22 protein-coding genes are annotated in these 23,629 nt (G+C 39.8%); 19 read left to right on the top strand and 3 right to left on the bottom strand.

The window, feature by feature from the left end:
• Window positions 1–93 precede the first annotated feature (93 nt).
• From IPU53_RS21405 to IPU53_RS21370, 8 genes are all read left to right on the top strand, one after another.
• Window positions 94–969: an ABC transporter ATP-binding protein gene (locus IPU53_RS21405; RefSeq protein ID WP_207453035.1), complete on the top strand. Its 876-nt coding sequence runs from the start codon at window positions 94–96 to the stop codon at window positions 967–969.
• A gap of 2 nt (window positions 970–971) precedes the next feature.
• A complete protein-coding gene (locus tag IPU53_RS21400; RefSeq protein ID WP_207453034.1) occupies window positions 972–3,095 on the top strand; it encodes an ABC transporter permease in 2,124 nt (707 codons plus the stop codon).
• Window positions 3,092–3,775: a hypothetical protein gene (locus IPU53_RS21395; protein ID WP_207453033.1), complete on the top strand. Its 684-nt coding sequence runs from the start codon at window positions 3,092–3,094 to the stop codon at window positions 3,773–3,775. Before IPU53_RS21400 ends, IPU53_RS21395 begins: the two co-directional genes overlap by 4 nt.
• A gap of 44 nt (window positions 3,776–3,819) precedes the next feature.
• Window positions 3,820–4,368 carry an RNA polymerase sigma factor gene (locus tag IPU53_RS21390; protein ID WP_207453032.1) on the top strand — a complete coding sequence of 183 codons (549 nt, stop codon included), beginning with the start codon at window positions 3,820–3,822 and terminating at the stop codon, window positions 4,366–4,368.
• Window positions 4,365–5,168: a hypothetical protein gene (locus IPU53_RS21385; protein ID WP_207453031.1), complete on the top strand. Its 804-nt coding sequence runs from the start codon at window positions 4,365–4,367 to the stop codon at window positions 5,166–5,168. The genes IPU53_RS21390 and IPU53_RS21385 overlap by 4 nt, the downstream gene beginning before the upstream one ends.
• Window positions 5,165–5,893, top strand: coding sequence for an ATP-binding cassette domain-containing protein (locus IPU53_RS21380; protein WP_207453030.1), 729 nt, complete (start codon window positions 5,165–5,167; stop codon window positions 5,891–5,893). The genes IPU53_RS21385 and IPU53_RS21380 overlap by 4 nt, the downstream gene beginning before the upstream one ends.
• Before the next feature lie 108 nt (window positions 5,894–6,001).
• Window positions 6,002–6,838 carry a metallophosphoesterase gene (locus IPU53_RS21375; protein WP_207453029.1) on the top strand — a complete coding sequence of 279 codons (837 nt, stop codon included), beginning with the start codon at window positions 6,002–6,004 and terminating at the stop codon, window positions 6,836–6,838.
• A gap of 307 nt (window positions 6,839–7,145) precedes the next feature.
• A complete protein-coding gene (locus IPU53_RS21370) occupies window positions 7,146–7,505 on the top strand; it encodes a hypothetical protein (RefSeq protein ID WP_207453028.1) in 360 nt (119 codons plus the stop codon).
• Window positions 7,506–7,664: 159 nt separating this feature from the next.
• On the opposite strand, the gene IPU53_RS21365 is transcribed toward IPU53_RS21370, so the two are convergent.
• Window positions 7,665–8,306 (bottom strand): SDR family oxidoreductase, encoded by a 642-nt coding sequence (locus IPU53_RS21365; protein ID WP_207453027.1) that lies wholly within the window; start codon window positions 8,304–8,306, stop codon window positions 7,665–7,667.
• A 267-nt stretch (window positions 8,307–8,573) separates the two neighbouring features.
• Between IPU53_RS21365 and IPU53_RS21360 the strand changes: the two genes are divergently transcribed.
• From IPU53_RS21360 to IPU53_RS21350, 3 genes are all read left to right on the top strand, one after another.
• The gene (locus tag IPU53_RS21360; RefSeq protein ID WP_207453026.1) at window positions 8,574–9,065 is read left to right on the top strand and encodes a MerR family transcriptional regulator; all 492 of its coding nucleotides are present in this window, start codon (window positions 8,574–8,576) and stop codon (window positions 9,063–9,065) included.
• A 178-nt stretch (window positions 9,066–9,243) separates the two neighbouring features.
• Complete coding sequence (locus tag IPU53_RS21355; protein WP_207453025.1) at window positions 9,244–9,603, top strand: SCP2 sterol-binding domain-containing protein; 360 nt, start codon at window positions 9,244–9,246, stop codon at window positions 9,601–9,603.
• 659 nt (window positions 9,604–10,262) lie between these two features.
• Window positions 10,263–10,412, top strand: a complete 150-nt coding sequence (locus IPU53_RS21350; RefSeq protein WP_191967372.1) for an Lmo0850 family protein — start codon at window positions 10,263–10,265, stop codon at window positions 10,410–10,412.
• Between the two features lie 171 nt (window positions 10,413–10,583).
• Here the strand turns inward: IPU53_RS21350 and IPU53_RS21345 are convergent, their stop codons facing one another.
• The gene (locus tag IPU53_RS21345) at window positions 10,584–11,888 is read right to left on the bottom strand and encodes a hemolysin family protein (protein ID WP_207453024.1); all 1,305 of its coding nucleotides are present in this window, start codon (window positions 11,886–11,888) and stop codon (window positions 10,584–10,586) included.
• 312 nt (window positions 11,889–12,200) lie between these two features.
• Between IPU53_RS21345 and IPU53_RS21340 the strand changes: the two genes are divergently transcribed.
• From IPU53_RS21340 to IPU53_RS21315, 6 genes are all read left to right on the top strand, one after another.
• Window positions 12,201–12,986, top strand: coding sequence for a hypothetical protein (locus IPU53_RS21340; protein ID WP_242698485.1), 786 nt, complete (start codon window positions 12,201–12,203; stop codon window positions 12,984–12,986).
• A gap of 209 nt (window positions 12,987–13,195) precedes the next feature.
• Complete coding sequence (locus IPU53_RS21335; RefSeq protein WP_207453023.1) at window positions 13,196–14,275, top strand: D-alanine--D-alanine ligase; 1,080 nt, start codon at window positions 13,196–13,198, stop codon at window positions 14,273–14,275.
• 375 nt (window positions 14,276–14,650) lie between these two features.
• Complete coding sequence (locus IPU53_RS21330; protein WP_207453022.1) at window positions 14,651–16,018, top strand: UDP-N-acetylmuramoyl-tripeptide--D-alanyl-D-alanine ligase; 1,368 nt, start codon at window positions 14,651–14,653, stop codon at window positions 16,016–16,018.
• Window positions 16,019–16,216: 198 nt separating this feature from the next.
• Window positions 16,217–17,665: a DEAD/DEAH box helicase gene (locus IPU53_RS21325; protein WP_207453021.1), complete on the top strand. Its 1,449-nt coding sequence runs from the start codon at window positions 16,217–16,219 to the stop codon at window positions 17,663–17,665.
• A 1,224-nt stretch (window positions 17,666–18,889) separates the two neighbouring features.
• Complete coding sequence (locus IPU53_RS21320) at window positions 18,890–19,372, top strand: PH domain-containing protein (RefSeq protein ID WP_396019971.1); 483 nt, start codon at window positions 18,890–18,892, stop codon at window positions 19,370–19,372.
• Window positions 19,362–20,867 (top strand): PH domain-containing protein, encoded by a 1,506-nt coding sequence (locus IPU53_RS21315; RefSeq protein WP_242698484.1) that lies wholly within the window; start codon window positions 19,362–19,364, stop codon window positions 20,865–20,867. The genes IPU53_RS21320 and IPU53_RS21315 overlap by 11 nt, the downstream gene beginning before the upstream one ends.
• A 66-nt stretch (window positions 20,868–20,933) precedes the next feature.
• Here the strand turns inward: IPU53_RS21315 and IPU53_RS21310 are convergent, their stop codons facing one another.
• Complete coding sequence (locus IPU53_RS21310; protein ID WP_207453020.1) at window positions 20,934–21,533, bottom strand: rhomboid family intramembrane serine protease; 600 nt, start codon at window positions 21,531–21,533, stop codon at window positions 20,934–20,936.
• Between the two features lie 261 nt (window positions 21,534–21,794).
• Between IPU53_RS21310 and acpS the strand changes: the two genes are divergently transcribed.
• Both acpS and IPU53_RS21300 read left to right on the top strand, forming a co-directional pair.
• Complete coding sequence (acpS, locus tag IPU53_RS21305; RefSeq protein WP_207453019.1) at window positions 21,795–22,148, top strand: holo-ACP synthase; 354 nt, start codon at window positions 21,795–21,797, stop codon at window positions 22,146–22,148.
• A gap of 197 nt (window positions 22,149–22,345) precedes the next feature.
• Window positions 22,346–23,374 (top strand): LolA family protein, encoded by a 1,029-nt coding sequence (locus tag IPU53_RS21300; protein ID WP_207453018.1) that lies wholly within the window; start codon window positions 22,346–22,348, stop codon window positions 23,372–23,374.
• The last annotated feature ends 255 nt before the right edge of the window (window positions 23,375–23,629 follow it).

The raw sequence follows: 23,629 nt of genomic DNA, 5'->3' as shown, positions 1-23,629 counted from the left end.
GAAAAATCTTTATAAATGTATTTTGATTGAAACATTCCCCAGCCCTCCTTCGTGTAAGAGATAAGAAAGCTTTATAGGGGGAGAAAAAGGAAGATGTCTACGATAAAAATAGAAGGTTTGAGTAAGTCTTACGGAAAGGTTCAAGTGTTAAAGGATATCAACTTGCAAATTGATACAGGACTATTTGGATTGCTTGGACCGAATGGAGCGGGGAAGACGACGCTAATGAAGGTGTTAAGTACGATTCTTCCATGGAAGAATGGGAATGTAACGATATATCAACATAATCTCCAGAAAGATGGCGACAAGGTTCGGGAGTTGCTGGGCTATTTACCGCAGCACTTCCATGCACCAGGACAATTTACAGGGAGAGAGTTTTTACATTACGTTGGGTCGATGAAAGGTCTAACTGATAAAAAAGAGCGAACGGAGCAGGTAGAAAGGCTTTTAGAAAATGTAAATCTTCAGCCACAAGCTGATAAAAAAGTCAAAAGCTATTCGGGTGGGATGAAGAGACGACTGGGGATCGCGCAAGCATTGCTTGGCAAGCCGAAATTCATTATTTTAGATGAGCCAACAGCGGGGCTTGACCCTTCTGAACGAATTCGATTTCGCAACATCATTGAAAAGTTGAGTAAGCATTACACAATTATCTTATCGACACATATTATTAGCGATATAGAATCAAGCTGTGAAAAACTGGCGGTATTAAATAATGGGGAAGTCCTGTTTCAAGGGACAACGGAATCACTAGCTGAACACGCAAGCGATTTTGTATGGGAGTTAGCTGTACCAGCTACCGAATATGACCAAATTGAAAAAGAGCATGTGATTATTTCCAGTCGAAAAGAAGAAGATCATGTGGTTTTTCGTTTTATTTCCGATCATGCACCAGATTTACGTGCAACCCGTGTTAAACCAACGCTTGAAGATGGATATATGGCCGTTATAAACGGGGTGACGAAATAACCATGTTAAAAGTGATTTTTAAAAAAGAGTCTGTCCTATTACTTCGCAGTAAGTTTTTAGCGATTCCGCTTATGATGAACGTTCTTTTCTGGGGATATATCGTCGTTTCCTATGAAATCAAAAATATACATATGCAAGAACGAGCAGCCGTTTTTTATAGTGTGTTTCTTTGGGTGTTGCTATTTAACATATTAGTGATCGGCTTATTTGCTGTTTATATGACAAGTAAGGATAGAGAAAGTGAATTTGAAGCATTAGTAGTAACCTATCGCGTGAAAAATTCAGAATGGTTGATAGGAAAATGGCTCGCTACCCAATTGTATGGGCTTGCGATTACATTCGTTACATTACTCATTCAGGCAGGCTGGTTTCTAACTGGAAAAATGGCTGTTGGAGAAGTTGTTAAAAATATCTTTTATGTATTTATGCAAATGGAAGGTGCATTGTTTTTCGTCATTTCACTGGGTTTTTTATGTGGAGTTATACTGAAAAATATCTTTGCGTATATCCTAGTGCCAGCTATTTTAACCTTGTCTTTAGGGTTACCTATTGATCATACGGATACGGGGACTGCCCTCTGGTTCGACAATCCAAAATTGCATCTATTAACACCCATAGATCTGATGTATGTGGGCTCTCCCTTTGAAGGAATATGGGGAATACATCGTGTATTGGGAAGTACAATTATGCACCAATCTGCAATATTTTTACTAGGAGTGCTGGTAATTCTTATTGCAATAAGATTGTTTTATCCGAATCGTAGAATCCAAAAAGAGCTAAAGCTTGTACCTGTTCTAATCGTTATTGTGATGGTGCCAATGTTTTTATTAGGAGGGGTTCGCTATATGCAGTATGATCAGGCACTTAAACAATTTGCCGCGGCTGCCAAGCCGTATGTGGAAGGATATGAAGGTAGTGAGCGGGTAGAGGAATACTACGAGTGGTGGAACGCTTATTATGAATCTAACCGTGATCATACGAAATACGATTTTTCAATAGAGCGTGCGGATCTTGATGTCGAGCTTCAGCCAGATAATCAAATTGCTGTGGCGAGTAAGCTAACGATTAAACATAACGGGAATAAACCGACAAAGGAAGTTAAGCTGACATTGTATCATGGGCTGCAGATAATGGAATGTACAAGCGAATCTGAGATTACGTGTACGCGTGATCATGATTTGATTACACTTCAGCTTGATAAGATAATGGATCCCGGGGATCAGTTTGACTTGGATCTAAATTACCAGGGGAATATTCTACAATATAGTTATGAAGGGTATATGGAGAATTCATTTATTCGAAATAATCGTGTGTATCTTCCAAAAGAAGCTGCTTGGTATCCACTCATTGGTGAGCGCCCATTAATTGTTGCACGGGAGACGGATGAATATTATTTACAGTTTGAGGAAAGAAATGGCAGTCTTGTAGAGGATTTTCCTACAGTTTTTACGGTTAAGCTTGCGAATGAAAATAGTAATATTCCAGTTGCTTTGACAATTCCTGAAATAGGGGCGGGGATGTATGAGGGAACGACACAATATGGTTTGTCTTTGGTCGGTGGCAATATAAAAGAAACGAACGTCGAGCAAATTCGAGTTGTTGGTCATCCAGAGATAGTAAATGCGACGACAGAAACAATCAAAAAGTATCAAAAAGTATGGACATTTGTCGAAGAGTGGTTGGATGTGCCGATGACACCTGAAGTGATTTATATTTTGAACGATCGGCATGCCAATCTTGCGGAAGATACACCAAGCCAAGAAGTTTTGATATGGAGCACGGATGAGCTGATATATTCGGACGATGATGAAGAAGTGGCTTATTCCGCAGTTAGATATTTGCTAGATGCAGGTTTTTCTATGAAATTAAGTGATGATTTATATATACTATCTGAGCTAGTGGAATGGTCGATTTTAGGAGAACTTGAAGATGTGGGAAATTTTAAAAAGTGGTATGAGTGGCCGGAGAAACCGAAGATTCTGAATACTTTAGACGAATATGAAACACAGGGCAGGTTGGATGATGTCGTAAAATACATGTATCAGTATTATGCTGAGTTAGAAGATAAGAGTGAATTTAATATAAAAACAGCTTTGCAATTATATGAGGGAGAAAAAGGGCTATGAAAGGTTTAGGGATTCGAATTCGTCTCTTTTTAAAGCTATGGTTTACATCATTATATGCGTTCTTGATCATGCTACTTATTCCAATTGCAGCGCTTGTCATATATAGTCAAGGTACCTATACAGTTGAGGATCTAGCAAGTATGGTTTATGAAGAAGTCGTACCGATTTGGTTTATCCTGATTTTGCAATGGTGTTTGTCGATTGATATTGATTCGAAATTTCATCTGCAAATGATGACTTATCCTATTTCGAGATGGCAGTTTCTTATGGAAAAATTGTTCTTTTCAGCGGTTATTTTTATTGGTTTATTAAGTGTTGTGTCATTTGCTTTGAGTCCTTTCATGGGAGTCTTTGCTTGGCAAAGTGTAGCATTTGCAACCCCCGTTTATATTACATTTGCTGGATTTATAATGGCTGGTACGGTGTTTGCGAATCATTCAGTAGGTGGTTTATTACTAGGTATTCTTTTTTGGATGTCCTATGAATTCGGCGAGATATTGCTAGGGAACTTGAATGTCATTTTACTCAAATATGGAAGCGTGTATACATTTGTGAATGGGGAAACTCAGTTTTTTGCTGAAATAAATCATTGGATTCTCTACAATCGTTTGTTTTATATGGGGATAGGTGTATTATTCATTGGACTAGCAATATGGAAAATCAATAGGAAAACGGTTTGAAAATTGGAAATTTCAGTTCTTTTGCCATACGGAGGGGGATAGGCATGCAGGATGAAGAATATATGCGTGAATTGTCTTTTGGCAATGACTCCGCATTAGATACGCTTGTTTTCCGGTATCATAAACCTCTGTACGGATATGTCTATCGATTGCTAAAGGATGAAAAAAGAGCAGAAGACATTGTCCAAGAGACATTTATGAAAATATATCAACAAGGACAAAAAGGATATGTCCCTGAATTTTTTAAACCATGGATGTATAAGATCGCAACAAATGGGTGTCGTGATTATTGGCGAAAGGCGTCTACAAAAAGAGAATACTCAACAGATACAATGACAGAAGGTCAGGAAAAAATCTATCATATTATTGACCACCAGCTTGAGCGCCAATGGATGATGGATGCGTTAGATCGATTATCACCTGATTATCGGGCGGCTCTCTATTTACGGTTCTATCAAGATTTACAATATGCGGAAATTGCTTTGACGCTGGAAGTACCTGTGAATACAGTGAAAACTTGGATTTCAAGAGGTTTAAAACAGCTTGAAGGGATCTTAATCGAAGATGAGCGGAAAGGGCGGGAACGGATATGAAGGAAAACGATGAGTTATCAAAGTTAGAAAATGAGTGGCAAAGTCGCTTTGACCGATTTACTGTCCCGGAACCAACGCGAGAACAGAGTATACTTTTGCTTGAAAAAATAAAAGGGAGCGAAGTAGAGAAGCCGGTTGATTTGCGAGCAGAGCTAGAAAAAGCGCAAGAAAGGCAATCTATTTCAGCGCAAATGACGAACTTATTTTTATCGCAATGGAATTTTCACGGTGTGCGCAGTTGGTTATTCACAGGAATTGTGATGCTCATCTTGACGATCACGATTAGCCAAAACTGGGGAAATGGGGAAACTGGCTTTACGATCTGGATTAAGTGGGCTTCGCTCATCATGATTGCGGTTATATGCTATGCGTTTCGGGCAAAAAATGAGGGGAACGATATTATTGAAAAATTAAGTTATACTCCGCTTATGCTACAAATGTTTACCCGGTTTCTTATTGTGCTCGTTTTCCAATTAGTGATTGCATGGCCACTCAGCTTGATCGTACTCGATGAAACAAGTTCAGTTTTCTATATGCTCAGTTCCTTTACGCCGCTCTTTTTTTTCGGTGTTGTTGGATTTGTCGGGACACTTTGGCTTGGTCAAAAGCTCGGAGCAACCCTTGCGCTCGTTGTTTGGTTTGGGCAAGTATTATTGGAAAATCGCTTGAACATAGCCTCACTATTTCAAGTACCAGGAGATGACGATTTCTTACTTATGAACCTTGTTATATTGGGGATTTCCTGCTTGTTATTAAGTAGTGTGATGTTAAAAAGTCGTCAGTTGAGGAATAGGCTATGAGGATTTCACTAAACAATATCGCGTGTAAGAAGGAAGGCATTCCAGTTTTAAAGGATATCACTTGTTCCTTTGGAAAAGGACTTACCTATATTGTTGGAAAAAATGGTGCAGGTAAAAGTACGTTGTTAAAGCTAATTGCCACTGCAGTTACGCCTGATGAAGGAAATATTGCGTATACGAAGTTGCTTAGGGACCCAGGAATGGGGATGCATCGCCAACAGATAAGTGTTGAAGAAATTAGGCAGGTCATCGGTTTTATGCCTCAACATTTCACAGGCTATCCTGAAATGACGATTGAAAGATATTTGAAACATATGGCCTTTCATAAAGGCATCCCGCATCAACTTGTGAAATCCTTGATAAAGGAATGGTTGAAAGATGCAGGTTTAATGGAAATAAAAAGAAAAAAGCTACGGAATCTCTCAGGTGGACAGCGGCAAAAGGCGGGGCTCATCCAGGCGTTAATCAATCAACCAAGACTTTGTATTTTGGATGAACCATTTGAAGGGTTAGATACAAAGGAGAAGCTATTTTTTAAACGAATTCTTCACAGGCTGTCTTATCATAGTATTATTATTGTCAGCACCCATCTGCTAGAAGAAATTGAACAAACAGCAGATGCCAATGTACTATACCTGTCAGAAGGTGACATATCCTTTTACGGTGGGGCAGATGAGGTAGATAGGATTGTAGAAAATTTAACGATTGACGTAGAAAAAGGATAACAGTAAATCAAGCCGCCTTGCTCTTTTGTTTTGATTGAAAAGATCATCATACGATGTCATGATGATCAATATATTAATAGTACAGTCTAACTGAAGGGATCTTATTGCATGGTTCGAAAAATATTCATGTTGCTAATTTGTCTGCTTGTTCTTTGGGTATTTTTAGAATTAAATAATTCATGGATACAAACAACGAGATATACGATTAAATCCGAAGAAATACCGAAAGCATTTGATGGTTTGAATATTGTGCAGATCTCTGATTTGCAGGATGCGACTTTTGGAAAGAAGCAAGCAAAATTGATGAACGCAATCCGAAAGGCGAACCCCGACTTGGTTGTGATTACAGGGGATTTGCTTGATAGCAATCATTATGATTTAGCCAATAGCCTAGATTTAATTGAGCAATTAGTTGCCACCACAGATGTCTTTTTTGTTATAGGGAATCATGAGGTGGCGATTAATCAAGTGGACGAGATTACGGAGACGTTATCATCCCTTGGTGTTCATGTGTTGCGGAACGAGGCAATCCACTTGGAGAAGGACCATGAAGTGATCTCTATTATTGGAGTGGATGATCCGCTGATGATGGGACAGCAAAGCCCTGATCGGGCGATGGAGCAAATGGTACAAGCAGCACTTTCGACTGTTCCTCAAGAAAGGTATACTGTACTTCTTTCACATCGACCAGAATTAATCGATGTATATGCGGAAAATGAAGTCAACCTCGTGTTTAGTGGCCATGCACATGGTGGACAAATACGATTACCGGGAGTGGGGGGCTTGATTGCTCCTGGGCAAGGATGGTTTCCCCGCTATACATCAGGGGAACATCAAGTGGAAAAAACGTCGATGATTATTAGTAGAGGGTTAGGAAATAGTCTTTTTCCTTATCGGATCTTTAATCGCCCTGAAATTATTGCAGTTACATTGAAAAACAGCTAAAGTGCTAAAAGCGCTGACGTCAATCGCAAACGTCCGACACTGGCACATCCTGTACGGCGAAAGTTCGAGACGGACTTTCGCTTGTTGTGTTGACTTCTACGTTGCACACAGGACGTATCGGTACTTAGTCGAAGATCATTTATCTCGAGTGTCATTTCCCGAGGCCTGCAGAACGTAGGTCACAAAGGCGTGTCGATAGTTGTCGCAAATTTAGCCTTTGATCCTTATTTTGAACATCCTTAATAAAACGTATAAATTCATTTTAAATAGGCATCCTTTTCATATAGGTAAAAGGAGGCAAGTGTTTATGCTAAACGTTTTGCTAAAGATCATTGTGATTCCGATTATTCTGATCCTTGCATCAAAAGTATTACCGGGGATTTATTTTCCCTATCTTTATCAGCCAATTGTAACGGGTGTAACAATGGCAGTGGTGGGGGCCTTACTTGAATTTGCGCTTTTAAAAAGAGGTACGTTCTGGCTAAGTCTGGCTGCTGATTTTGTGGTGTCAGCTATCATGCTCTATACCTTTGCTTATTTTTTCCAAGGGGCATTTACTACACTTTTCGGTGTTATTCTAACTTCGGCCCTTATTACAGCTGTCGAATTTTTTGTGCATTTATGGTTAATTGGGTCAGGTAGAGCGAGGAAAGAGCCGTCTTTATAGAGGATCTAAATTCGCGACACCCTGTTTTTTTGATTGACATCAGCGTAGTTGCCGACTTGGTCCTTTAAATATGCATTTATAAAAAATTCCCCATCGATTTGGTACCGACCCCCGAAAGTTAGAGTAGAAAAATCTAACTTTCGGGGGTCGGTACCTTTATTAGATAATTTCTAAGGCTTTTTCAATGTCTTTGTCACCAGATGTGACTTCAAATATTTTATTTTGTGTGTTTTTTATATGCAAGGAGGCAACCAGAATATGCGCTACGTCTCCACGAGGAATTTGGCGTTCATCAACAATGTCCAATTTCTCAGCGATTGCCACTTTACCAGTTGAGGAATCATGAGTTAAGCCACCCGGACGGACAATGGTATAGGTAAGCCCGCTATTGATGAGATAATCATCGGCTTCCTTTTTTGCTGTTAAGTAATGTTCGATCGGTCCCTGAGGCTCATCCGCACCAATTGCACTTAGCATCACAAAATGGGAGATCTGATTCTCTTTTGCTGAGTCAATGAGCTTTTTGGCTCCCTCTTGATCGACTTCAATTGTTTTATCTGGCCCTGTATGGGAACCGGAACCGGCTGCAAATATAATTGCATCCATCCCTTTGGTGATTTCATGAACAATTTCTTGCTCAAGGTCTGTCACAATGACTTCGGCGGCACCCAATTTCATCAGTTCCTTTTCCTGATTTTCGTTCCGAATCATTGCATACGGATGATCCTCTGTATGAGTAGCCATATAATCAATGATCAATCGTCCCGTATGTCCGTTCGCTCCGACAACTAAAACTTTCATTTATATTCACTTCCTTTTTATTCATATAATTTCCGTAAATTCCTCTGACTAAACTCTTTTTAAAACTCCAATTTTTTGATGACTCTCACCCGTGAGGGAAAGACGCATTCTGTCAAAAATTGCTGAAAGTGAAAAATACTGAAAAAGGTCGCGAAAACTATTTAGTGAGAATGACAAAACCCCTCTTTAAGTGACAGATTTAGAGAAAGGAAATCAAGCGAATCCCATTGAACTTTTAGAGTAACAAGAAAATCGGGAGGAGATTCAGTGGAACAGTCTATTTTTACAACAGAGGCGGCGAAGAATTTAGGGGTCGGGGTAAGTACTTTAAGAAAATATGCAGCTTTATTAGAAGTAAAGGGATATGAATTTGAGCGTGATCATCATAACAATGGGCGGATTTTTAAAGAAGAAGACCTGGTGCTATTATCTTCTATGTTACAGAAAATGGAGGAAGGGATGTCTGTCGAATCAGCGGCAGAATTAATGGCGGGACAAGGGAGAAAGTCTTCCTCATCATCGCAATCAAAGGATTTACAGGAATTTATTGCCCAAATAAAAGATCTAGAAGTTCAACAAGCGTCTCTCACAGAAATGAATCATCATCTTGTAAAGCAAGTAGAAATATTGACAGAAAAAATAGAGGAAAGAGAAAGAGAGCAACAATTATTTCGCTTAATCGAGGAGTCTCGCAAAAAAAAGAAACGAAAGGGAATTACCTTTTTAGGACCGTTAAATCCTTTGGCTGGTAAGCGCTAGGACGATTCATATAAGTTTCATTTAGGCTATTTTTATTTCTCCACATAAAAGATTTTGCAAATACCTTGAAAAGATGACGCTTCTGACTATACATTTAGAGAAAAATTTCATTTCAACGTATTTGTATATGCTTACATGCTATAATAGAAGCATTAAGAATTGAGGAGGATTTAAATACATGGCCATTGAATTTGTTGATCAGTCCATCGATGAGATATGGGAGCAAATTGTCCGCATGATGAATGAATGTCCCGAACCACATAAGGACTCTGAATGCGTTTATCAATTTGATCTTTCTGGGGAAATGGATGGCACGTATCAGCTGATCTTAAATAAAGGAAAAGTCTCGGTTGAAAAGGGAAGCCCTTACAACTATGAATGCAGACTTATAATGGATTTTAATGAATTCAAACAGCTTTTATTTGGCCAACTTAATAGCACAATGGCTTATATGATGAGGGAAATTACAGTGGATGGTAGCCTTGGACTAGCATTGAAGCTAGAAACTTTATTGAAAAAATATAAAGAGCTTAATTGATAAAGGATAGGCGGTTACGATCACTAAGATCTGTATGTTGGGACTGGATTCTATAGAACTGGATCGTCCAGTGACTATGCGTACATACACATCAGGGTATGTACGTTTTTATCTTGTGTTAACTAGCGGGAAAAAAGATTCATTTAATAGAAGGCCACTGAAAAATCATTGAATATGAGCAGTTACCGTTGTTTGTAGCGGAAGGCGGTGACTCATGGGGGATTAGCGTGGTGAGATCCCGTAGGAGCGTTCTATAGACCAAAGGCTAAATACGCGCCGTTCTGGCGGTAGGCTCAAAGAGCAACGTCCTGTTGTTTCGCTTGCACTAGTACATCCTTGTACGTCGCAACGCCTTTGTGACCTACATCCTGTAGGCCAGAAGAAGCTCACCGCACGCGCCCCCGGAAAGCGTCCGCCTAGAGCGGAAATCGACCGTATTCCATAGAATTCCATTTATTATCAGGCCTTTTTCAGCGGCCTCTTTAATAGCAGCACTTTTTTACATAATATGTGATTATTTTCAAGTAAGCTGGGTAAAGTAATAAAAGCTAGAACAAAATAGTTGACAAATTGATTAACCTTTAAAAAAACGATATACAGTCACTGGAATTTGAGGTAAAATATAACTAAGATGTCAAATCTTAAAGAGGTGGATCTTCTTGCAAAGAGATCATGACCAACTTCAGAAAATGATATGTAGTCTATCGGAGATTGGTGTAAAAATATCGAAAACGAAGTCTAGACTGGAATTAAGTAAGGTTGTTGAGAATGTGGATAGACTTCGGAAATACCCTGAACTACATTCATAAGGGAAAATAAACTGGGCATACATTGGACATGTCTAGTTTATTTTTTTTTTTGGCCAACAGGACGTTGGTTAGAACGGCGTTGCAATGTACAGGATGTACTAGTGCAGACGAAGCGACAGGACGTCGCGTTTGAGTCTGCCGCCAAGACGGCGCGATCTTAGCCGTTCAACCTTATACGGATGCCTGCACTTTTCTTACCTCAACGGTCGTAATGTGGGAACCTTCCATAGTCTGGACTTGGAATTGGTAGCCTTCAGCTTCGACCGTATCCCCTTTTCGCAAGTCATATTTTTGTGTCAATAACCAGCCGCCGATTGTATCGACTTCATCCGCAATCAGGTGAATATTTAGTAGTCTATTTACTTCTTCAATAAGTAATTTTGCTTCAAATACATAATGATCTTCGGTAATTTTTCTAATTTCCGGTACCTCATCAGAATCAAACTCATCGCGGATTTCACCAACAATCTCTTCAAGTATATCTTCAACAGTAATAATTCCTGCTGTCCCACCATACTCATCGAGCAAAACGGCCATATGGGTTCTTTCTTTTTGCATTTTGACCAATAGGTTTTGGATGGGGACTGTTTCGATTACGCGAATAATTGGTTTGACATAAGGCATGATAGGCTCACTTCCATGACAATCTCCATGTATGCAGTCAGTCAAAAACTCTTTGACATTGACCAGCCCAATAATCGTATCTTTGTCCCCCTCGATAATCGGATACCTAGTAAATCGTTCATGCTTAATGGTTTCCATGATTTCCTCAATTGTTGCAGACTTTTCGATTGTATAAACTTCCACCCTTGGCACCATAATTTCCTTTGCAATGCGATTGTCAAACTCAAAAATCCTATTCACATACCGATATTCAGATTGGTTAATTTCCCCGCTTTTCAAGCTTTCTGAAAGGATAATTCTCAATTCTTCTTCAGAATGAGCAAGCTCGTTTTCTGAGGAAAGTTGAAAACCAAATATTTTTACGATAAAGCGGGCTGAATGGTTAAGAATCCATATAAAGGGATACATCATTTTATAAAAAAAGATGAGAGGAGCTGCTACGAGCATAGCGGCTTGTTCCGCCTTTTGAATCGCGATCGTTTTAGGTGCCAATTCTCCGACTACGACATTGAAAAAAGTAACTATAGTAAAGGCTAGGATGAATGAAATGATTTTCACAAGCGAATCTGAAAGGGGTAACCGTTCAAATAGAGGATGGAATAGTGTCTGTACTGTAGGTTCACCAAGCCATCCCAAACCAAGAGCTGCAACAGTAATCCCAAGTTGAGTAGCGGACAAATAACCATCCAAATTGGCTAACAGTTTTTTTGTTGTAATCGCTCTCGAATTACCTTCGGCGATTAATTGATCAATTCTAGAACTCCGTACTTTCACAATTGCGAATTCAGATGCAACAAAGAAAGCGGTTAAGGCGATTAATAAAATGACAAGAAAAATATTTAAAAAAATCAATGGAGTATCTTGCTTTCAAGCGAAACGATGCTAAAGCAAGAATTCACCTCCCGAATTAAAGTGTAATTTCCCTTTTTGAATATCCTCTTTTACTTTACCCAAAAAGGGATACTTCAATCAGAGAAGGTGTTGAATTATACAAAGTGTTTATCGCAGACCTTCCGAGGTTCAAAGGTACAGGAGTTTACATCATTCATGCAACTTGATACATATTTGTAATGTAGGTATGTCTTCCTATTATGATATAATAAAGAGTATCTAATGCAGATATGGGCATAGTTCAACGATGAGGATGAGGATGGGGGTTGTTTTTTGAATAATCCTATAAAGAATCAAAATAATATTTATATTCATATGAACGACTCTGATCGTTTTGTACTATCTTCAGGTATTTCCTTCTCTCAATTTATTGCTGGAATTCCTCTGGATTTGTCGAATCTCTTATTACTTCGCCATAAATTTGAAGAATGTCATTTCAACATGCATACCTTGCTTGATTATGTAGATGAGGATACGTTGAAAAAGCTTTCGGCAGATGATGTGCAAGGTTACGGAGATTTCTGTTGGTTAGATTTTACAGGAGAAGAAAGTCTTAACCAGCTAAGCGGGCAGGAAGTAGCTGAAATTTTATACTTGGGTCATTTTAAGGACCATTTAAAACAACCCTTTTATCGAAAGCTTCAGAACCAAATTGTCTATCTTACAGGAGACGATGGTTGGTTGAATAAAACATATTATCAGTCTTGGGAGCCTTTTTATACGATGTTGGGGGCTGTGATTTCTCAAAAAACACCCCAGCAGCGAGAAGTTTCATTTTTAAATTTTCGTAAGAAAAAGCTTATGCCTTCAGTTCCCGGAAAGATTCTTCGCTCTTTTACAAATGAGATGAAAGAGGGAGTGGTCATTTCGATTGAAAAGGCGAATCGCAACCGCTCCCTGATAGAGATACCCGTCTGGGTGGTAGGAGATTTTTTTGATATGGATTCAATGACAACAGAATTTGAGGACGTATCGAAGAACAAATATCCTGATGGCAAGATTGTTTTAGATCGAAAAACGGGGGAATGGCAATCACTGACTCAAATGCAAGTGATATAATATTAACGTGGAACTACTTACAAGTGGCTCCACCTTTTTTACGTCTTTTTACGGTACGATTCAAAACTCTGCCCATATACTATAAATATGTGTTCAAAAAGTTCGATAAAATGGTTACCTATGTCAAATACACGCTATTAGAAAATATTTAGATTCCAAAGGCATCCATGGTAAAATAAAAGATATTGTAAAATGATGGAGGATTTTTGATGAAAATTAATCTTTGTTTATTATACGGTGGCAAATCAGCAGAACATGAGGTTTCTCTACAAACCGCAAAAGCAGTGATTCAAGCTTTGGATACAGAAAAATTTGCGATTCACCCGATCTTTATTACGAAAGAAGGAGAATGGAGAAAAGGGCCTGAGCTTTTGGAACCTGTTGAAACGATTAAGGCACTTCAATTTGAACAAACTGTTCAAGTGAAAGGTTCGAACGCTTTATCCACGATTCTTTCCTCTAATGAGGAACAAACGCTGGATGTTGTGTTCCCCTTATTGCACGGACCGAATGGAGAGGATGGTACTGTGCAAGGAATGCTTGAATTGTTAAACCTACCTTATGTGGGAAATGGAGTCCTTGCTTCCTCAGCAGGTATGGATAAAGTCATTATGAAAAACTTATTTGCGCAAGAAGGTTTAGATCAAGTAAACTATATATGGTTTACGAAAAGCTCATGGGAAGCTTCATCAACCCGAAGTTATGAACAAGTGGAACAAGAAATTGGATATCCGTGTTTTATAAAACCAGCGAATCTTGGTTCAAGTGTCGGAATCAGCAAATGTGAAAATCGGGAAGAATTGAAAAAGGCCTTTTCCGCTGCGTTCCAATATGATCGAAGAATTATTGTAGAAGAAGGCGTAACGGCCAGAGAAATTGAAGTTGGATTACTCGGTAATGATTTTCCTGAATGCTCTGTTGCGGGTGAAATTGCTCCTAAGAGTGAGTTTTATGATTATGAAGCAAAATATGCTGATGCTCATACAGATTTAATTATTCCAGCTGACATCTCCGCTGAACAGTATACGGAAATTAGAAACATGGCAACAAGAGCCTTCCAAGCGTTGGATTGTGCTGGACTTGTGCGCGCTGACTTCTTTATCACCAATGAAGGAAGAACCTTGATTAACGAAGTGAACACGATGCCGGGCTTCACCCCTGTCAGCATGTTCCCGCTTTTATGGAAGCACACCGGTCTAGAGTATCCAGTACTCATTGAGCGTCTCGTACAGCTTGCGCTAGAACGACATAAAGAACAACAAAGCATCACCCATACATTTGACCAGTAACGTCCCAAGCAAATTAGTGATATTAACCAGCAAGATGCAACTGTCCTAGCGCTTATGATCGTTAGGACAGCTTTGCTTTAAGAGGATGTTCAAAAGGATCAAAGGCTAAGTTCGCGACAACAATCGCCACGCCTTTGTGACCTGCTTCCTGCAGGCCGCGGTAAAAATGACACTGCAAGATTAATGATCTTCGACTAAATACTGACACGTCCTGTGAGCAATGTAGAAATCAGCACACCCTGTGCAAGTCTGCTGCTCGAAACTGAGCTGCCTTGAACTTAGATGCACGGACGTTTGCGGTTGACGTCAGCGCTCTTAGCCGGCTTGTTTCTTTTATCTTCCTTTTTGAACACGTACTTTAATGGAGGGATCCATATGATACAACGAACGGTAGGACAATTGGCTACCATGATGAAGGTAGAAAATGATGTAACGAAATATAAAGAGCAATCGATTCAAGGGATTGCCTTTGATACGCGAATGATTAAAGATGGGAATCTCTTTGTTCCGTTAAAAGGTGAAAAAGCAGATGGACATCAATATGTTGAAATGGCCATTGCTAAAGGAGCGGGAGCTGTTTTATGGCAAAGAGATATGCCTTATCCACCTGAAGGCATACCTGTTTTGATGGTAGAGGACACATTAGCCGCGTTACAGGAATTGGCCCATGCTTATCGAACACAAATGCCAGTCAAAGTAGTTGGAATTACGGGCAGCAATGGAAAAACAACAACAAAGGATATTGCTTCAGCTGTTTTTTCTCAAAAATACCGGGTTCATAAAACAGAGGGTAATTTTAATAACCATATTGGCTTGCCTTATACCTTACTCCATATGGCGGAAGATACTGAAGTAGCCATTCTAGAAATGGGGATGAGTAATAAGGGGGAAATTTCTCTGCTTTCGAAAATAGCTGAACCGGATGTCGCGATTATTACTAATATCGGCGAAGCTCATCTACTTGATTTAGGCTCAAGAGAGGCTATTTCTGAGGCTAAGCTTGAAATCGTGGACGGTCTTACAGCGAATGGATTATTAATTATTCCTGGTGAGGAGCCACTTTTACAGGATAAAATAGGTCAGCTGCCAAACGTGCGTGTACAAACATTTGGAGAAAGACCAAACAATACCATACATCCTGAAAACATAAAAGTGGACGAAAAGGGATGCGAATTTACGGTTGAAGATGACCAGTTTTTTCTACCAATTGCTGGAATCCACAATGTAATGAATGCTTTAGCTGTTATAAGTGCTGCCAAGGAATTTGCCATTTCCTCTGATTTGATAAACACTGGATTAAAATTAGTGGCATTGTCGAATATGAGAATGGAGTGGCATGATGGAATAAAAGAAACGAAAATTTTAAATGATTCTTATAATGCCAGTCCGACATCCATGCGTGCAGTGCTTTCAATGTTTGCAACAATGGGAGACAACCATAACCGAGTTGTTGTTTTAGGGGATATGCTTGAACTTGGTGAACAGGAACGGGACTATCATATCCAGATCGGGAATGAATTAAATCCACAATCGATAAAATATGTTTTCACTTATGGGAAACTTGGGAAATATATCGCTGAAGGGGCCCGCAAACATTTTCCTCAGGATCGAGTATTTGATTTTACCGAGAAAAATGAATTAATTAAAAAATTAACGGAAAAAATAAACGGGAAAGAATATATTCTTTTTAAAGCATCACGTGGAGCGAAATTAGAAGAAGTGATTGAATCCATAGTAAAATAACCGTTTTATTGTTAAAATGGAAGTTTTTATTTGTGTAAAATTGTATTCATTCACATTTAATGATAAAATTATCAGCATCGTTTACAATTTTTTGCATTGAACCAAGTTCTTAAGGATGTTTTTGGCAAAGGGACTGGGAAATAAAGTAGTGAGACAAAAGTGTCTCAATTTGAAAGAATCAAAGGAGATTGAGAAGCATTGACGAAGTTTGCAGATTTGAATATAAGCCCAGCGCTTTTAAAAGCAGTTAATCGAATGGGCTTTGAGGAAGCAACACCAATACAGGTAAAGACCATTCCATTAAGCATGCAAGGAAAAGACTTAATAGGGCAGGCGCAAACTGGTACAGGAAAGACAGCGGCATTCGGAATTCCATTGATCGAAAAGATTGATGTAAGAAGTTCGCATGTGCAAGGAATTATTATTGCCCCAACAAGGGAGCTTGCTATACAAGTATCAGAAGAATTATTTAAAATTGGAAAAGATGCACGAGCTCGTGTATTAGCGGTTTATGGCGGATCAGATATCCAACGCCAAATTCGTGCATTAAAGAAAGGTCCGCATATTATTGTGGGAACCCCAGGTCGTCTTTTGGACCACATTAAGAGAAAAACGCTGAAGCTAGATCAAGTTCACACTCTTGTTTTGGATGAAGCGGATGAAATGTTGAATATGGGATTTATTGAGGATATTGAATCGATCTTAGAAAGTGTTCCAGATGAAAGACAGACATTGCTTTTCTCTGCAACCATGCCAAATCCGATTCGCAAAATCGCCGAACGTTTTATGAAATCCCCAGAAACGATCCGAGTAGAAGCGAAGGAAATGACGGTTCCATCCATCGAACAATATTTCGTTAAAGTTCACGAAAGAGAAAAATTCGATGTTCTGGCTCGCTTGATTGATGTTCAATCCCCTGAGCTTGCGATTGTTTTTGGCCGTACAAAGCGTCGTGTGGATGAGCTATCGAATGCTCTTACACTTAGAGGGTATGCAGCGGAAGGGATTCATGGTGACCTCAGCCAAGCAAAACGCTTGTCTGTTCTTGGAAAGTTTAAAGAAGGAAAAATTGATGTGCTAGTAGCGACTGATGTAGCTGCTCGTGGATTAGATATTTCTGGTGTTACACATGTATATAACTATGATATTCCTCAAGATCCTGAAAGTTATGTTCACCGAATCGGTCGAACTGGACGTGCTGGAAAAGAGGGTATGGCGATTACCTTTGTAAGTCCACGTGAAATGGGATATCTCCGCATTGTGGAACAAACCACTAAAAAACGGATGCAGCCAATGCGCCCGCCAACTTGGGACGAAGCATTAGTAGGTCAGCAACGGATGACCATGGAAAAAATAGAAGAGGTCATTAAAGAAGGCGAACTTGATGAATATAAAGTAGTGGCCAATGAACTTCTTACTGAATATCAAGATGCTGTGACGATTGTAGCAGCAGCATTAAAAACTATTACCAAGGAACCTGATAAAACACCGGTTCATATTACCGAAGAAAGACCACTACCATCAAAACGAGATTCCTATCGTGGCGGTAACGGTAGTGGCGGCGGAAATCGTAATCGTCGCGGAAAATCAAGTTCACAATCCTATAAAGGAAACCGCAAGCCCCAACGAAGAAGTGGACGTCGGTAAAACGAAAAGCGGAGACGACTGTTCAGCGACGTACAAATTTAAAGACTTCTGACAAGATAAAGGAAAAGTGAAATGCGAAAGACTGCTGATTAGGAGCGACAAGCAAATGTTCCGGAACCGAGGAAGGGTGAATTTCCCCTTCGGCGGTTCAGGGTTATTTAGCGGAACATCGGTTAAAAACGCGACGTCCTGTCGCAACACCGATGGACTCGCATCCTTCGAGTCTCGAGCTCTTGCCGTCTGTAGCTAGACAACACGGCGAAGAATGAGCCGATGTTGACTTATCGCAGGAAGAAGTTGTAAATTTGCTAGTCGCTAGGCGTTGCAGCTGGACAAATGAAAAGCGGAAGCATCAGAATAAGGATGGACGACGCGACGACAACCGCCACGCCGTTCTGACCTACATCCTGTAGGCCTCGCTAAAAATGGTAAGCGATCATAAATAAATCACAGTCCTCTGTGCCTAGTATGGATAAAAAAGCAATCGGGCCAAAACCGATTGCTTTTTTTTATCGTTTAGGAAATTATAAAATTGTAGCTTGTGGATAACAGTTTACCTTGCGGTTGGTGTCTAGCTCCAGGCGCCATCGGCTCGAGGCTCGCAGGAGCGAGTCCGTCGGCGTTGCCACAGGACGTGGCGACCTTAGCCGATGTTCCACGAAAATAACCTGAGCCAATGAAAGGCAAAGAACGCCTTTCTTTGGCTCAGAACATTTGCTTGTCGCCGATAGGCGGGCGCCTTGCGCTTTTCTTGTTGTTAAGGAAACTATAAAATTCTTGGCATGTGGATAACTGTTTACGTTGCGGCTTGACATCCAGCTCCAGCGCCCAGCGACTAGCAAACTTTCGGTTTCTTCCTACGATAAGTCAACATCCATTCGCTTTCCAAGCTCATGGTGTTTCCTTTATCTCGTCAGAACCCTAAAAAGTTTGTACGTCGCTAAACGGGCGCTTGCGCTTTTGTTCAAAGATAAGAAAGTATAAAATTTTGGCTAGTGTTTTGATCTAGCTCCAGCGCCTAGCCCCTCGAGGTCAAATAACCTGAGCCAATAAAAGTCAAAACCGGACTTTTCTTGTCTCAGAACATTTGCTTGTCGGGGCTGAGCAAGGCGCTTGCGCTTTTCTTATGCATATTCAAAGATATCTTTCACCCCAATAATTTGAAACTATATTTCGCGGGAAAACGTATATCTAAGTAGGAGTCAATGAAAGGGAGGTTAAACGATGAATATGGAACAACCGGCAAAGCAAATTTCTGCACGTGGTTTAAAGGTATGGCGAATCACTGGTGCTATTTACTCGATTATTATACTGCTTGTCGTGATAGGAGGAGCCATTGCCTTTTACTTTTTAAATTGGCCACTATGGATCGTCTATATTGCAGCAGGACTCTTTGTCGTGTTAACGATCCTCAATGTTTTCACGATCCCAACGATTAGATGGCGACGTTGGCGCTATGAAGTGCGAGAGCAGGAAATTGAATTACAACACGGCATTTTTATCATCACTCGTACTTTAGTTCCAATGGTACGTGTTCAGCATGTAGACACGACACAGGGACCGTTACTTCGTAAATACCGTTTAGCCACGATCCAAATTTCAACCGCAGCGACACAGCATGAAATTCCAGCTGTTGATTTACAGGAGGCAGAAGAGATGCGCCATGCGATCTCGCGCTTAGCAAGGGTGGCGGAAGATGATGTCTGAACCAAAAAGACTTCACCCTATTATGATCTTATTGACGATTATAAAAAGTATTAAAGACGTAATTGTTCCTATCGCTATTTATTTTTTTATCTTCTTCTTTAAAGATCCATCTGATAACGTCTGGATACGTTGGAGTCCCTATTTCTTCGTCGCTCTCTTGCTTTTATCCATCTTTATATCAAGCTTTATTAAATGGATTCGTTATACATATCGACTAGAGGATAATGAATTAAGAATTGAACATGGCCTGTTTGTGAAAAAGAAACGATATATTCCTTTTGAAAGAATTCAAAGTCTTGATTTTTCTGAGACGATTTTGCATCGTCCGCTCGGCTTAGTGAAGGTGACCGTCGAAACGGCTGCAGGAAGTGTGGATGAGGCAGAAGCTGACATGACAGCTATTAAGAAAGACGAAGCAACGGCGATTAGAAAAATGATTGCAGAAGCAAAATCAACCGGAAAGCTCCCTGTAGAAAATGAAGATACGGGCAGAGAGGAAACGGAAGAAAAGGGCCTTGTTCTGTATAAAATTACTCGTAAACAACTATTGTTCTTTGCTTCCACCTCAGGGAGAGCGGGAGTGATTATTGCAGCGGTTGCGGCATTTGCTGGACAATTCGCGGATGTTATACCTTTTGATGAAGTCTTTAATGAAATGGCTGATATCATAAAAACAGGTTTTCTTCTGATCATCGTGCTTGTCCTTGCTGGCCTTTTCATTGTTTGGATGCTGTCTGTTGTCTGGGCATATCTAAAATACAATGATTTTACCTTGCGTTTAGTCGATGATGAACTAGTGATTACGCGTGGGCTATTAGAAAAACGAACAACCACGATTCCGGTCCGTCGTATTCAGGCTTTGAAAATTTCAGAGAGTATTTTTAGACAGCCGTTTGGATACGCGAGTGTTTCAGTTGAATACGCCGGTGGATCGATCCTAGATGAAAATAAAACAGATGGTGTCTTAATCCCAATTGTAAAGAAAAGAGAGATTCCGCGATTATTACAGGAAGGACTTCCTGAATATATATTTGAAGAGCAATATCATTCAGCACCTAAGCGGGCACAAAGACGATATTTCTTTATCAAATCGGTGATCATGACATTGGTGACAATTGGTTTATCCATCTGGCTATGGCCCTATGGCCTCTTGGCTATATTATTAATAGGACTTATGTGGGGATGGGGCGTGCTGCAGTATCGTTCAGCTGCTTGGAAAGTAACAGGTCACCAGCTTGTTTTACGATATAGGGACATTCAGCAACATACTGTTTACCTGCAAAAAAACCGCATCCAATCACTTGATTACTCTGTAAATTGGTTCCAAAAACGAGCGCATTTAGCGACAATCGGAACTTTTGTGATGAGTAGAGGTGGAGGAGTGGCTGTAGTGAAACATCTAGAAGAGGAAGATGCACAAAAAATTTACAAATGGTATTTGCCGAACACTACACCTAAACAAGACAATGTAAAAGCGCAAAATCCGGAATCATAGTAGGGGAAAAGGGGCTGTCCAGCAACCATATGCTGACAGCCTTTCCCATAATAGACAATCCCATGGTTAAAAACGTATTGGACGAAAATGAAGTAGGATGCGGCCGATTAACAGTCCGCTTAGTAAGCCGAAAATATGCCCAGTAATATTGACATTTGGAGTGAAAAAAGTCATGATCACACTAATCAAAGCGATGGGTAGAATCACCTGTTTACCTTGCTTAGGCATATATTCTTTTTTAAATAAAATAACGGCTAAATAAACACCGAATAAGCCAAAGATTGCCCCACTAGCGCCAATATGGACGTAATTAGGTGGGTGGATCAAAAGAGTAGCAAGATTGGCCCCAATTCCACTAAGAAAATAAACAAGGATGAAAGGAAGCTTTCCTAATGCTTTTTCAAGAGCGGGTCCGAACAACACAAGCGAAAAAGAATTAAAGAGCAGATGGGTAAAATTAACATGTACAAGAATAGGGGAAATTAAACGCCACCATTCACCTTCCCGAATAAACAAATTCACTCCAGCTAACGATTCGAATAATAAATTTGTTGGGAAAATAGGAAGGTTCAGCATTAAAAATAAAATAATTTGGATGGCGATAATCGTTGAAATAATCGGATATAATTTTAGAAATTGCTTAAAGCTTTCTGTTCTAACGAACATACTTTTTACACTCCTTTCGAATGACGGGAAACATAGATGGAAGTAATTTTATGTTTGGCAACATAAAATATATATGATAGACATTGATGTATCTTTTAAATCCCTGGTTATGACGGGGATGTCAGAGCTAGATACCCCATTCTTTAATTCAACTTTGAAAAATAAGCACTTACCTTTAGCATAAAGCATGGAAGAAAATAGAACAACTTTTGTACTATACATACGCTGCGGCGAATTATTTTAGAAGGGAGAGAAAAGGCAATGATCATTGGGATTGGACTAGATATTGTGGAAATCAAAAGGCTAGAAAAGGTGTCTGAGAGACAGGAGAGACTTCCTTTCAGAATTTTAACAGATGCTGAAAGAGAGCTTTATTTTACATTAGGAGATAAAAGAAAACTAGAATTTCTCGCTGGTCGTTTTGCGGCAAAGGAAGCCTATGCAAAGGCAAAGGGAACAGGGATTGGTGTGCATCTTTCTTTTTTAGATATTGAAATCCTTCCAGATCCATTGGGAAAGCCCCATATTAAGAAGCCGGTGTTTGCAAAAGCGCATCTCTCTATTACTCATACTGAGCAATATGCAGCGGCTCAAGTTATTATCGAAGAAGACTAGTTTTTAAGAAAATCAGGTCTAATCCTTATACTTGTCTCATATATTTTTAATGCGTTGGGAGAGATGAGATTCGTCTGTGGAATGATGACTACATCTGAGCGGGACGGTCGCTAGGATAAACAGTGTAAGATCAATGGTTTCACGGCAATCTTTTCTCTTCTATTCATGGTCAAATAGGACAAGAAGGGGTTGAAAGAATGAGAAAGGGGTTTTGGATATTTGGGTTATTGCTCATGTCAATTGTGGTCCTGTCTGCTTGTGGTGCAAAATCACAGGAAGATGTCACAGCATCTTTAGATAAAAAGATAGGAGAATTAAAGGGTTATAAAGCTGAGGCGAAAATGACTTTAACAGTTGGTGATGAGCCCCAAACCTATAATATCGATGTTTGGCACGAAAAGCCGGGGAATTATCGTGTTCATTTAAAAAATGAAGAAAAAGATCAAAGCCAAATGATTTTGCGTAATAAAAACGGTGTGTTTGTGTTAACTCCGGCATTAAACAAGAGCTATCGTTTTCAAAGTGAATGGCCTGAAAACAGTAGCCAAGCTTATTTATTTGAGTCACTTGTGAAAGATATCCTTGAAGACAAAGAAGCAACCTTTAAGGCTGGTAAGGATCAATTTGTCTTCAATACAAAAACGCGTTACCAGAATAGCAAGATGCTTCCATCTCAAGAAATCACCTTAAAAAAGGGAACATTAGAACCTACTAGTGTTAAAGTTTTGGATAGCAACGAAACTCCTGTTGTCACAGTCGAGTTTTCAAAATTTGAGTTTGATGCCAAATTTGATTCCAATGCTTTTGATACGAAGAAAAATATGACAAGCGCTCAATTGGATATTCCTGTGCTCCAAAGTGTAAGTAACAGTGATAGCGATGATTTCTCTGTAAAATATTCACTGGCAGAGATTCCTGGGGTAGAGCTTCAAGATGAGACAGAAGTCTCAACAGAAAATGGGAAAAGAGTAATCCTAACATACGCTGGGGAAGATAAATCATTTACGATTTTCCAAGAGCCTTCTGAAATTAGCCTGACCACTTCCATGGAAGTAGTCCCTGTAAGCGGTGAAATGGTTGACTTTGGCTTTTCGATCGGAGCGATGACAGAAGGATCGATTAGTTGGACAGACCAAGGTGTAGATTATTTGCTTGTATCATCTGACTTAACGCCTGAAGAAATGGTGATGGTCGCCAAATCTGTGCAAGGTGGAACAGTAAAATAATAGAAGCCATACTACCATCAAAGAATTCATAAACACCTCTAGGAAAAAGGGAATTTCGTATCATGTTTCGATACGAAATTCCCTTTTTGCTTTTTAAAGAGAACTGAGCTTGGAAATTGAAAGAACTTCAAAAAATGGAGATTCTTAGCGTGGTCGTGACGGTAATTTGGATAGATTCAAGAAAGTGTAACAGCGTCAGCCACGGCCGTTCCCAAAACGCTAAGAAATTCGGAAAAGGGTACGGCGCCAGCCATG

The sequence above is a fragment of the Bacillus sp. SD088 genome (assembly GCF_017355205.1).
Classification (GTDB): domain Bacteria; phylum Bacillota; class Bacilli; order Bacillales; family Bacillaceae_C; genus Lederbergia.
The sequence above is the reverse complement of the archived record's forward strand: the minus strand, read 5'-3'. Positions and strand labels throughout refer to the sequence as shown.

What these genes read in the sequence shown, in the direction of transcription:
- IPU53_RS21405 (WP_207453035.1), top strand. Translation starts at nt 94, where the DNA reads ATGTCTACGATAAAAATAGAAGGTTTGAGTAAGTCTTACGGAAAGGTT.
- IPU53_RS21400 (WP_207453034.1), top strand. Translation starts at nt 972, where the DNA reads ATGTTAAAAGTGATTTTTAAAAAAGAGTCTGTCCTATTACTTCGCAGT.
- IPU53_RS21395 (WP_207453033.1), top strand. Translation starts at nt 3,092, where the DNA reads ATGAAAGGTTTAGGGATTCGAATTCGTCTCTTTTTAAAGCTATGGTTT.
- IPU53_RS21390 (WP_207453032.1), top strand. Translation starts at nt 3,820, where the DNA reads ATGCAGGATGAAGAATATATGCGTGAATTGTCTTTTGGCAATGACTCC.
- IPU53_RS21385 (WP_207453031.1), top strand. Translation starts at nt 4,365, where the DNA reads ATGAAGGAAAACGATGAGTTATCAAAGTTAGAAAATGAGTGGCAAAGT.
- IPU53_RS21380 (WP_207453030.1), top strand. Translation starts at nt 5,165, where the DNA reads ATGAGGATTTCACTAAACAATATCGCGTGTAAGAAGGAAGGCATTCCA.
- IPU53_RS21375 (WP_207453029.1), top strand. Translation starts at nt 6,002, where the DNA reads ATGGTTCGAAAAATATTCATGTTGCTAATTTGTCTGCTTGTTCTTTGG.
- IPU53_RS21370 (WP_207453028.1), top strand. Translation starts at nt 7,146, where the DNA reads ATGCTAAACGTTTTGCTAAAGATCATTGTGATTCCGATTATTCTGATC.
- IPU53_RS21365 (WP_207453027.1), bottom strand. Translation starts at nt 8,306, where the DNA reads ATGAAAGTTTTAGTTGTCGGAGCGAACGGACATACGGGACGATTGATC.
- IPU53_RS21355 (WP_207453025.1), top strand. Translation starts at nt 9,244, where the DNA reads ATGGCCATTGAATTTGTTGATCAGTCCATCGATGAGATATGGGAGCAA.
- IPU53_RS21335 (WP_207453023.1), top strand. Translation starts at nt 13,196, where the DNA reads ATGAAAATTAATCTTTGTTTATTATACGGTGGCAAATCAGCAGAACAT.
- IPU53_RS21330 (WP_207453022.1), top strand. Translation starts at nt 14,651, where the DNA reads ATGATACAACGAACGGTAGGACAATTGGCTACCATGATGAAGGTAGAA.
- IPU53_RS21320 (WP_396019971.1), top strand. Translation starts at nt 18,890, where the DNA reads ATGAATATGGAACAACCGGCAAAGCAAATTTCTGCACGTGGTTTAAAG.
- IPU53_RS21315 (WP_242698484.1), top strand. Translation starts at nt 19,362, where the DNA reads ATGATGTCTGAACCAAAAAGACTTCACCCTATTATGATCTTATTGACG.
- IPU53_RS21310 (WP_207453020.1), bottom strand. Translation starts at nt 21,533, where the DNA reads ATGTTCGTTAGAACAGAAAGCTTTAAGCAATTTCTAAAATTATATCCG.
- acpS (WP_207453019.1), top strand. Translation starts at nt 21,795, where the DNA reads ATGATCATTGGGATTGGACTAGATATTGTGGAAATCAAAAGGCTAGAA.
- IPU53_RS21300 (WP_207453018.1), top strand. Translation starts at nt 22,346, where the DNA reads ATGAGAAAGGGGTTTTGGATATTTGGGTTATTGCTCATGTCAATTGTG.